Source organism: Flavobacterium sp. IMCC34518 (assembly GCF_027111095.2).
Lineage (GTDB): Bacteria > Bacteroidota > Bacteroidia > Flavobacteriales > Flavobacteriaceae > Flavobacterium > Flavobacterium praedii.
Genome location: NZ_CP114284.2, coordinates 3,896,567 through 3,907,982, shown reverse-complemented (window position 1 = coordinate 3,907,982; position 11,416 = coordinate 3,896,567). Strand labels below are relative to the sequence as shown.

Annotated in this window: 10 protein-coding genes; 6 read left to right on the top strand and 4 right to left on the bottom strand. The window is 34.3% G+C overall.

From position 1 onward, the window contains the following. Positions 1–79: 79 nt before the first annotated feature. On the bottom strand, positions 80–1,714 hold the full coding sequence (gene pckA / locus OZP06_RS16735; protein WP_269222876.1) for a phosphoenolpyruvate carboxykinase (ATP): 1,635 nt from the start codon (positions 1,712–1,714) through the stop codon (positions 80–82). Between the two features lie 283 nt (positions 1,715–1,997). On the opposite strand from pckA, the gene OZP06_RS16730 reads away from it, so the two are divergent. Next, the gene (locus OZP06_RS16730; RefSeq protein WP_269222875.1) at positions 1,998–3,698 is read left to right on the top strand and encodes a putative transporter; all 1,701 of its coding nucleotides are present in this window, start codon (positions 1,998–2,000) and stop codon (positions 3,696–3,698) included. Positions 3,699–3,855: 157 nt separating this feature from the next. Here OZP06_RS16730 and OZP06_RS16725 read toward each other — a convergent pair whose 3' ends face one another. Then, positions 3,856–5,832, bottom strand: a complete 1,977-nt coding sequence (locus OZP06_RS16725) for a dehydrogenase E1 component subunit alpha/beta (protein ID WP_269222874.1) — start codon at positions 5,830–5,832, stop codon at positions 3,856–3,858. A 170-nt stretch (positions 5,833–6,002) separates the two neighbouring features. Between OZP06_RS16725 and OZP06_RS16720 the strand changes: the two genes are divergently transcribed. The 5 genes from OZP06_RS16720 to OZP06_RS16700 all read left to right on the top strand — a co-directional run bounded on the left by OZP06_RS16720 (position 6,003) and on the right by OZP06_RS16700 (position 9,446). Further along, complete coding sequence (locus OZP06_RS16720) at positions 6,003–6,971, top strand: 2-oxoglutarate and iron-dependent oxygenase domain-containing protein (protein ID WP_269222873.1); 969 nt, start codon at positions 6,003–6,005, stop codon at positions 6,969–6,971. Positions 6,972–7,067: 96 nt separating this feature from the next. Beyond that, positions 7,068–7,397, top strand: coding sequence for a translation initiation factor (locus tag OZP06_RS16715; protein ID WP_269222872.1), 330 nt, complete (start codon positions 7,068–7,070; stop codon positions 7,395–7,397). Positions 7,398–7,505: 108 nt separating this feature from the next. Next, positions 7,506–8,378, top strand: a complete 873-nt coding sequence (locus tag OZP06_RS16710) for a nucleoside phosphorylase (RefSeq protein WP_269222871.1) — start codon at positions 7,506–7,508, stop codon at positions 8,376–8,378. Between the two features lies 1 nt (position 8,379). Then, positions 8,380–8,850, top strand: coding sequence for a DUF4265 domain-containing protein (locus OZP06_RS16705; protein WP_269222870.1), 471 nt, complete (start codon positions 8,380–8,382; stop codon positions 8,848–8,850). Between the two features lie 29 nt (positions 8,851–8,879). Then, positions 8,880–9,446: a hypothetical protein gene (locus tag OZP06_RS16700; RefSeq protein WP_269222869.1), complete on the top strand. Its 567-nt coding sequence runs from the start codon at positions 8,880–8,882 to the stop codon at positions 9,444–9,446. A gap of 32 nt (positions 9,447–9,478) precedes the next feature. Here OZP06_RS16700 and OZP06_RS16695 read toward each other — a convergent pair whose 3' ends face one another. Together OZP06_RS16695 and OZP06_RS16690 are read right to left on the bottom strand one after the other, a co-directional pair. Next, entirely contained in the window at positions 9,479–10,444 is a 966-nt protein-coding gene (locus OZP06_RS16695; RefSeq protein WP_281324003.1) for a sodium-dependent bicarbonate transport family permease, read from the bottom strand. Positions 10,445–10,497: 53 nt separating this feature from the next. Further along, on the bottom strand, positions 10,498–11,244 hold the full coding sequence (locus OZP06_RS16690) for a carbonic anhydrase family protein (protein WP_269222868.1): 747 nt from the start codon (positions 11,242–11,244) through the stop codon (positions 10,498–10,500). Between the last annotated feature and the right edge of the window lie 172 nt (positions 11,245–11,416).

Sequence of the window (11,416 nt, the reverse complement as noted above, 5' to 3'; positions counted from 1 at the left end):
AATGTTAAACACCTATTAGTACTATTTTACATATTACCAACAGGTGTTTAACCAATCCTAAATAATTATTAGTAATTTACTAATTTAAAACAGCTTCCAAAGAAGGTCCAGCAGCGACTAAACGTTTTCCTTCTTCAGTATCTGTATATTGTTCAAAGTATTTGATGTAACGAGAAGTTAAATCTCTTGCTTTGCTTGCCCATTCTTCTTTATCAGCATAAGTATCTCTTGGGTCAAGGATTCCTTCGCTTACTTTTGGTAATTCAGTTGGAATCGTCAAGTTTAAGAATGGAATGTCAATTGTAGGTGCATTTTCAATTTCACCACTAATAATTGCATCAATTATTGCTCTAGTGTTTTTTAATGAAATTCTTTTTCCAGTTCCATTCCATCCTGTGTTAACTAAGTATGCTTTTGCATTGTGTTCTTTCATTTTACCAATTAATGTTTTAGAATACATTGTTGGGTGTAATGTTAAGAATGCTTCACCAAATGCTGGAGAGAAAGATGGTTCTGGAGCAGTAATTCCTCTTTCAGTTCCTGCTAATTTAGAAGTGTATCCACATAAGAAGTGGTATTGCGCTTGATCATCAGTCAATATAGATACTGGAGGCAATACTCCAAATGCATCAGCAGAAAGATAGATAATTTTGCTTGCGTGTCCTGCTTTTGAAGGCAATACAATTTTGTTAATATGGTGAATTGGGTAAGAAACTCTAGAGTTTTCAGTAATTGAATGATCGTAATAGTCGATTTCTCCATACTCATCAACAATTACATTCTCTAATAATGCATCTCTTTTGATTGCTCTCCAGATGTCTGGTTCATTGTTTTCGCTCAAGTCAATTACTTTTGCATAACATCCACCTTCATAGTTGAATACACCATTGTTATCCCATCCATGTTCGTCATCTCCAATTAAGTAACGTTTTGGATCTGCAGATAAAGTAGTTTTTCCTGTTCCAGAAAGTCCAAAGAATACTGCTACGTCCCCTTTTTCACCTACGTTAGCTGAACAGTGCATTGAAGCCATTCCTTTTAAAGGCAAGTAGTAGTTCATCATTGCGAACATTCCTTTTTTCATTTCTCCACCGTACCAAGTTCCACCAATAATTTGGATTTTTTCAGTAAGATTAAATAAAACGAAGTTTTCTGAATTTAATCCTTGTTCTTTCCAGTTTGGATTAGTTGCTTTTGAACCATTCATTACAATGAAATCTGGCTCACCAAAGTTTTCCAATTCATAGATAGAAGGTCTGATAAACATATTTGTAACAAAATGTGCTTGCCAAGCCACTTCCATTACGAAACGAACTTTAAGTCTTGTATCAGCATTAGTACCACAAAATGCATCAACAACATATAGTTTAGGTGAAGTTGAAAGTTGTTCTAATGTTAAAGCTTTTAATTCATCCCAAATTGCTTTAGTTGTAGGATAGTTAGGAGAACTAATTCCACTTTCTTTATCCCAGCAAATTGTATCTTTTGTTACATCATCTTTAACAATATATCTATCTTTAGGAGAACGACCAGTGAAAATTCCGGTTTTTACAGCTACAGAACCAGTATCAGTTAACGCTCCTTTTTCATACCCTTTTCTTTTATGAGAAACTTCTGCTTGGTATAATTCTTCATAAGATGGGTTATAAACTACTTCATGGTATCCTGTGATTCCTAAGTTGTGTAATTCCTGAATAATTTTAATGTTTTTCATGATTTGTTATTTATAATTTGATGTGTTATTTTCTTTCTCAAAGGTACTTTAGTAAATAAGGAAAAAAGCTGATTTTTATCATGTTTAGTAAAAAAATATACGCAAACGTTTTCGCTTTTGTCTTGTTTTACAAGGGTTTACAAAGGTTTTTTATGACTCAAATGAATTGGTTAACAATTTGATTCTTAGAAACAAAATAAAACAAAACTGACTTTTATCATATAAAATTAGCAAATTTTTCAATTTATTTACACTATTATTTACAACTAAAATACTATAAAATATGTTTGAATGGTTTAAATTATTGTTTACTCCGACCGAAACACCGGAGATGACTCAGTCATTAATTGTATTATTTTTGACTATAAGTGTAGGTTTTTTTGCGGGTAAACTTAGAATCGGTAGCGTTTCGCTTGGTGTTTCCGCGGTAATGTTCGTAGGTCTTTTTCTAGGGCATCTTGGCTTTAGTATGGAAGCAGAATTAATTCAATTTGTACGAGAGTTTGGTTTAATTCTTTTTGTTTATGGAATTGGTATTCAAGTAGGACCAACTTTCTTTTCTTCTTTCAAAAAAGAAGGATTAATTTTTAATGCTTTGGGAGTGGGAACTGTTTTTTTAGGAGGTATTATTACCTATTTAATTCACTTATTTGCCAGCGTTAAAATTGAAAATGCTGTTGGATTAATGTCAGGTTCCGTTACTAATACACCAGGATTAGGAGCTGCAAAATCCACTCTTATTGAAATTCAAAAACAACTCAATTTCCCTTCAGACCATTTTGCGGATCCTGCTATTGCTTATGCTATTACTTATCCGATCGGTGTATTTGGGATAATCATGATTATAATTTTGGCAAAAAACGTTTTGAAAATTGATTTAAAAAAAGAAGTAGTATTGCTTAAAGAAAAAAATAAAGATCATGAAAATCAAATCGTTCGTCAAAAATGTAGAGTAACAAAACCTGAAGTTGTTGGAAAAACAATCCGTCAAATATTGAAGGAGTTTCATATTGATGATGTGATTATTTCCAGACAAAAACAAAGTGGAACTAAAGTAGTATTTTCTCCTTCATTAGATTCGACAATAAAAGATAAAGACGTTTTGATGGTAGTGGCCAAACAAAAAGACATTAATAAATTCATTGATATTGTTGGAAAAGTTTCTACAGATTTATTTATTGAGTCTGAAGATGATATTACTACCAAAATACTTAGTGTAACCAAAAAAACAGCTACTCATAAAACATTGGCACAATTAGATTTGTACAATCAATTTGGATTGAAAGTAACTCGTGTTGTTCGTTCTGGGTTAGAAATTTTGGCACAGCCAACCTTAGAACTTTATTACGGTGATACTTTGTTGGTAGTTGGTGGTAAAGAAGCAATTCAGGAGGCTGAAAATATTATTGGAAATTCAAAAAAAATACTTTTAGAGCCTGATTTTCTTTCCCTTTTTGGGGGATTGATTTTTGGAGTTATTATTGGTTCAATTCCAATTATGATTCCTTCTTTGCCTGTTCCTTTAAAATTAGGATTAGCAGCTGGACCTCTTTTGGCTGCTTTATTTATCAGTAGATATGGTGGTGTTGGAGTTATTCATTCGTATATCAACAATGGTGCAATTCACTTCATGAAAGATTTTGGTATTTGTTTGTTCTTTGCTGCCGTAGGGATTAAAGCAGGACATGGTTTTTATGATAATTTTATAGCAAATGATGGATGGATGTGGATTTATTATGGTTGTTACATTACTTTTATACCATTAACAATATTGGTTTTGATAAGTCGTTTTGTGTTCAAACTTAATTTTTATCAAATGGTGGGTATTATGAGTGGTTCTTATACGGATCCAGCTGCTTTGGCTTTTAGTACCAAATATTTAGATTCGGATATCCCAAATCAATCGTATGCAACGGTTTATCCTTTGGTTACCATTAGTAGAATTTTGGTTGCACAATTGCTTATTTTACTCTTTGCGAGTTGATGTTGTAACTATTTATTTCAATTAAAAAGAGGCTGTCTAAATTTAAATAGACAGCCTCTTTTTAATATACAATTGATTTGAACCATTAAGATATTAAGAAAATTAAGTCTTGAAGTCTTCCTTAATAAACTTAATATCTTAATGGTTAAAAAAATTTTTAATACTCCAAAAGCGCTTTTAATTCGGTTTCAAATCGCCCTTTCGGCAAATATTGATCTTCGAGTGCCTTTGTAAACGGAATAGGAGAATCCAAACTGGCCACACGTTTTACAGGAGCATCCAAGAATTCAAAACAATTTTCCATTATCAATGCCGAAATATCGCTGGCAACGCCGCCAAACATAGAATCTTCTTGGTAAATGATGACCCTTCCCGTTTTCTTAACCGATGCATAAATAGCTTCAGTATCTAATGGTTGCAAGGTTCTTAAATCCAATACATCTGCTTTTATTTCAGGGTTTTTATCTAATGTTTCCAATGCCCAATGTACCGCTGCTCCAAAAGAAATAATCGTGACATTATTTCCTTCTTTGAGTAAGGCCGCTTTCCCCAACGGTATGGTATAATAATTTGTTGGAACATCTTGGGATAAACTTCGGTACAATTGTTTGTGTTCGAAGAAAAGAACTGGATTTGGATCATTGATGGAAGCATTCAGCAAACCTTTTACATCATACGGAAAGGCAGGATATACGACTTTTAATCCCGGTGTTTTGGTAAACCAAGCTTCATTGGTTTGGGAGTGAAAAGGCCCCGCTTGTGTTCCAGCACCACAAGGCATTCGAACCACAACATCGGCCTTCTCCAACCAACGGTAATGTGATTTTGCCAATAAATTTACTATTGGATTAAATCCAGTGGATACAAAATCTGCAAATTGCATTTCGACAATCGCTTTGTAACCGTTAATAGACAATCCCATAGCCGTTGAAACGACAGCACTTTCGCAAATGGGCGTATTCCGAACGCGCTCTTTGCCAAATTGCTCCACAAAACCATCTGTTATTTTGAAAGCACCACCATATTCGGCAATATCTTGTCCCATGATAACCGATTTTTCGTGTCGTTCCATTGATTGGCGTAAACTGTTGGAAATAGCATCTATAAAACGGATATTTTCTGTTTCCGAATTAGGTTGAAATTCTTCGTGAATATACGGTTTATAAACATCGTTTAATTCTTCTTCATAAGTAGCTCCTATTTCGGGTTCGGCATTGGCCATGGCCCAACTTTCATCAATGTCTTTTTTGATTTCATATTGAATTTCATCATCATATTCTTTTGTCAGAATATCATTTTGATACAAATAGCTTCTGTAATTATCTACAGGGTCTTTTGCGGCCCACAAATCCATTAACTCTTTGGGGACATATTTGGTGCCACTAGCCTCTTCATGTCCTCGCATTCTAAAGGTTTTGAATTCCAATAAAATGGGGCGAGGATTTTCAGTCATAGCTATTTTTAGTTCGGTAATTAAATTAAAAACGTCCAAAATATTATTCCCGTCAACAATATGACTTTCGATACCGTAGCCTATTCCTTTATCGGCTAGATTTTCGCAACGGTACTGTTCATTTGTTGGTGTTGATAAACCATATCCATTATTTTCAATTACAAACAGAACTGGCAAATCCCAAACCGCAGAAATATTCAAAGCTTCATGAAAATCACCTTCGCTGGTTGCTCCTTCACCAGTAAAAACAGCAGTAACTTTTCCGTTTTGCTTCAATTTATTGGCTAATGCTATTCCATCCGCAACACCCAGTTGGGGTCCCAGATGCGAAATCATTCCGATAATTTTATATTCTTGTGTTCCAAAGTGAAAACTTCGGTCCCTTCCTTTGGTAAAACCATTGGCTTTGCCTTGCCATTGTGAAAAAAGACGTTGCAAGGGAATATCTCTTCCTGTAAATACACCTAAATTGCGGTGCATGGGTAAAATGTATTCATCTGTATCCAAAGCTGCTGTAATTCCAACAGAAATAGCTTCTTGCCCGATTCCGGAAAACCATTTGGACACTTTTCCTTGTCTGATGAGGATTAACATTTTTTCCTCTACCAATCTTGGTTTCAAAATTCTTTTATATAAATTTAGTAAGGTATCGTTGGATAGGTTTTTTTTATCGAAATTCATTTTTAGGGGTTTATTGATACAATTCAAAGATAAATAAATATAACAGTTTCAATGCTAATTGTTATAATATTTTGAATTATGAATAATTAATGAAAAGAGTTATCTGTTTTATTCTTTATATTTGTCGTTACGAAGTTTTAGACTTCTAAAGTATAAAATACAGACATAATATGCAAAACATTCCTAGTGTTAACTTGCGTGATTTCCTTTCGGACGACCCGAAACGTAAACAAAAATTTGTAAATGAAATCGGAAGTGCATTCGAAGATATTGGCTTCGTAGCGCTCAAAGGGCATTTTTTAAACGATCTATTGGTTGATGAATTGTATGGTGAAATTCGAAATTTCTTTTCGTTGCCATTAGACACAAAACACAGCTACGAAATTCCTGGAATTGGCGGGCAAAGAGGTTATGTTTCTTTTGGAAAAGAACATGCCAAAGGCCGTAAAGAAGGAGATTTGAAAGAGTTTTGGCATTTTGGACAATATGTGGATGAAGATTCCAAATATGCGTCAGAATATCCAGATAATGTTGAAGTAAAAGAATTACCCCGTTTTAATGTTGTGGGTAAAGAAGCTTATCAAATGCTTGAAAAAACAGGAGTTTATGTTTTGAGAGCTTTGGCGTTACATCTTGGATTGAATGAATTCTATTTTGACGAATTTGCCAAAGATGGGAATTCAATCCTAAGACCTATTCACTACCCTCCTATTACATCAGAGCCGGAGAATGCCATACGTGCAGCTGCTCATGGTGACATCAACCTAATTACTTTGTTGATGGGTGCTCAAGGCAAAGGATTGCAAGTTCAAAATCATAATGGTGATTGGATTGATGCCGTTGCTGAACCAGATGAATTGGTAATTAATGTTGGTGATATGTTATCCCGTCATACCAATAATAAACTGAAATCTACGATCCATCAGGTGGTGAATCCCCCAAGAGAATTATGGGGTACATCCCGTTATTCTATTCCGTTTTTTATGCACCCCGTAAGTGACATGAAATTAAATTGTTTAGAAAATTGCATTGATGCCGAAAATCCTAAAAAATTCGAGGATATTACCGCAGGAGACTATTTATATGAACGTTTAGTTGACTTAGGTTTAATTGCCCCTCAGCCCCCGAAGGGCGAGTAAAAGAGACTATTTCAAAAACCAAATTCCAATGGTACACTTTTGGAATTTGGTTTTTAATTTTTACAAGTTGAGTTTTATTTTTAGAATAAAAAATTTATGGATTTACAAGACCAATTGAAAAATCTTTTTCCGGATCATGAAATGGGTCCAGAAGAAGTAATCGAAAAAGAAGCGCATGAATTATACGTTCAAAAAGTGCCTATGATTTGCAAATTCGAAAAAAGAAAAGGCAAAGCGACTACTATAATTGAAGGTTATGAAGGAACCGACGAGGATTTTAAAATTCTGGCCAAAGAAATCAAAACCAAATTAAGTGTTGGCGGGACTTTCAAAGATGATTCTATTATCATTCAAGGTGATTATCGTGATAAAATAATGATTATTTTAAAAGAAAAAGGCTTTAAAGTAAAACGTGTAGGGGGATAAGCCCCCTAACCCCCGAAGGGGGAATATTAAGCCTGATAAACTAAAAATCAAATTAAACCTATTTACCCCTAATAGGAGTTCCCCCTTTGGGGGTAAGGGGTATTAACTATGGCTATTCAACAATCCGAATTAATACTCAATCCTGATGGGAGTGTGTATCATCTTAACTTAAAACCCGAAAACATTGCCCACGACATTATTTTTGTGGGAGATCAAGATCGAGTGGCAAAAATTACCAAACATTTTGATTCTATTGAATTTTCGACTCAAAAAAGAGAATTCAAAACCCAAACAGGAATATATAAGGGCAAACGCTTAACGGTTATGTCTACTGGAATTGGGCCTGATAATATTGACATTGTGATCAATGAATTGGATGCACTTGTTAATATTGATTTGGAAACTCGAAAACCAAAAGAAAAATTAACTTCATTAAACATTATTCGTATTGGGACATCAGGTTCTTTGCATGCCGATATTCCTGTAGATAGTTTTGTGATGGCACAATTTGGCTTAGGACTAGACAATATGCTCCGCTCCTATTTGATTGATGCTGTTTCTAATAGTGAAATGGAAAATGCATTTATTGAACACACCAATTGGGACTTACTAAAAGGTAGACCAACAGTAATTCCTTGTTCATCGGTATTGGAAAAAAGAATAGAAAGTAATGTAATATACAAAGGAATCACAGCAACTGCGGGTGGTTTTTACGGACCACAAGGTCGCGTTTTACGTTTAAATATTCAAGACCCAACCTTAAATTCCAAAATGGATAATTTCCGATTTGAAGAAACCAGAATAACCAATCTCGAGATGGAAACGTCTGCTATTTATGGACTTTCGGCTCTTTTAGGTCATCAGGCTTTGTCATTGAATGCTATTATTGCCAATCGCGCCAACGGAACTTTTAGCAGTGATCCGTACAAAGCAGTGGATGAATTGATTGCCTATACGCTGGATAAATTGGCAGAGCAATAAAATGGTAGAAACTCACTCAAAAATTTTATTCCGATTTCATAGTGCTATTTTAGATGAAGAAGTAGTTGAAACCATGTGGTCAGAAATAATTGATTTTGAAAAAGGAATCTTTAAATTAGATAACATTCCTTTCTATGGGCCACTTATTGCAACAGAAGATATTTTCTATGCTAAATACGATGAAAATGAAGAAGCCATTATATATAAAGAAACGATTTCAATTTCTGGGAATTCGATTATTCAAGTTGTGATTTTAAAAGACAATTATGATAAGGAAATTATTAGAGAAAAACTCAAAGTAATGAATTGTCGGTCTGAAGGATTTAATGAAAAGTATTTTGTTGTTGAAATTAAAAAAGAGGTTGATTATGCTGTAATAAAACATTTTTTAAATGAATATTCTGAATTAGAAGTATTAGATTTTGCGGAACCCTGTTTGTCCAAAAAACACAGTGATGATTTATTGAAATAGTTTTTATATCAGATTTAAAGGCAATTTAAATGATTAAAACAATTTTGAAATCTTCCGATTTATTAACCCAACAAATTCAAAATTTAGGAATTGATACTTGGGATGATTTATTGATTTACATTAAAAATATTTCCTACGGCCGAAACGCCAACTGTGAAGATTTGTCATTAATTTTAAAAGAAAACAAAGGCACTTGCAGTTCTAAGCATGCTTTTTTGAAAGAAATTGCCAACCTAAATAAAATTCCAAACGTAAAACTCATTATTGGAATTTATAAAATGAACGAAATCAATACTAAAATTGGAACTATTCTCTCTGATAACAGTATTGATTTCATTCCTGAAGCCCATTGTTACTTGAAAATTGATAAAAATCGTATTGATTGTACAACTCCCAAATCGAATTTTGCTAAAATCGAGAAGGATTTATTGGAAGAAATTGAAATTGAACCCTACCAAGTTGGAGAGTTCAAAATCAAATTCCATAAAAATTTCATCAAAAAATGGTTGTCGGACTCAAATGCTACTATCACTTTTGAACAATTGTGGGCTTTCCGAGAACAATGCATTACTTATTTGTCACAACAGTATTTATAAAATTATTTTTATTTTTTAAATATAATTTATTATTAGAAGTGTTGAACAATTAGATAGTAAATTGGCATACCAATTGTGATGTTTACCGGGAATGTTACCGCGAGTGCCATGGGCAAATAAAGACCGGGATTTGACTTGGGTACCGAAATTTGCATTGCTGCTGGAACGGCGATATAGGATGCACTTGCGGCCAATACGGCAAAGATGAATCGGTTGGTGATATCATCGGTGACAATGGAACTCAAAACTGCGAAGATGCAACCGTTGACCAAAGGAATAATCATTGCAAAAAGGAAAGGAAACCATCCAAAGGAGAAAAAGGATTTTAGTTTTCTACCACTTGTTACTCCCATATCCAGAAGAAAAATGGCCAAAAATCCTTTGAAAAGGTCATTAGTAAAGGGTTTGATTCCCTCTGCTTGTTTGGTACTCGCCAAAAAGCCGATTACCAAACTGCCAAGGATTAACAATACACTACTATTGGTCAAAGAGTGTTTTAGGACAGCACTGAATTTTATTTTATCAGAAGATTGATCTTTATTGAATATAGATATCAGGACGAGCCCAATGATAATGGCAGGTGACTCCATTAAAGCCATTATAGCGACCATGTGTCCATGAAGGGTTAATTGCTGTGATTCGAGATAGGAAACCGCCGTGACAAAGGTAACAGCACTTACCGAGCCGTAGGCCGCCGCAATGGCTCCTGCATCATAAACACTGAGTTTTCTTTTTAGGATAAAAAAGGTGTACAATGGTATTAGCATCGAAATCATGATTCCAAAGAGCATGGACAAGGCAATCTCGCTCGAGAATTCTTCATGCGACAGTTCTTGTCCTCCCTTAAAACCAATAGCAAACAGCAAGTAAAGTGAAATAAATTTTGATGTATTAGGTGGTATTTCCAAATCACTTTTTAGGAGTACTGCAATCACGCCAAGCACAAAAAAAAGTAATGCTGGATTGGTTAGGTTCTCGAGTAATAGGCTTAAGTTCATGATATTCTGTGTTTATTTATTATTTTATTATTTACTGTCAATTTAAAAAAGTGTTACTCCAAAAACTCAAGTTCTCCTGTGCGTAATGTGTAAAAGGCTCCTACAATTTTGATTTCCCCTTTACTTTCCATTGTTCGTAATATTTCGCTTTTTACCCTAATCTCACTTATGGTATGACGAACATTGTTTTGAGCAACTTCTTTGACAAAGGATTCGTTTTTGGATGATTTTTCACCATGAAAATCTTTGCTCATCTCAACTGCGGGCTTTATGTTTGCGAGCATTGAGGTTATGTTTCCTAACTTTACATCATCTATTGCACTTTTTACCGCTCCACAGTGTTGATGCCCCATTACCAATATTAGTTTTGCCCCAGCTACTTTACAGGCAAATTCCATACTTCCCAAAAGGTCTGTGTTTACAAAATTGCCCGCTACCCTGCCCACAAATACATCTCCAATTCCCTGATCAAATACATCTTCTACAGGCACTCTGCTATCGAGACAACTTAGAACCATCGCCTTTGGGTGTTGACCTCCCGTTGCAACTTTTCTAATTTCGTCTGAATGCTCGCGTTGCGTTACATTACCTCTTTTAAAGCGTTGGTTGCCTTCTTTGAATTCAAGTAAAACCTGATTGGGTGTTAATTGATCCTGTTCTGCTTTAGTCAGCACATGCTGATGTTTATAGGATTCCGTGTGAGAAGTATTGTTTTCATTTGAAATCTTGTTTGAATTCGTTTTACATGATGGAAACAATTGTAGTAACAAAACTAAGGTTGCAACTTGTAACATTTTCATAATTTGTTTGATTTAAAATTTGACATTGCAAATGTGGCAACTAAAAAACATAAATTTTCATTTATATTATTAATTAAAAGCATTAAAATTTTTTATGTTTTTATTTCGATTTAATTCTTGTTCGAAACTAATTATTCTGCCATAGTTTACAATGGAAGCGTTTCGTATGATT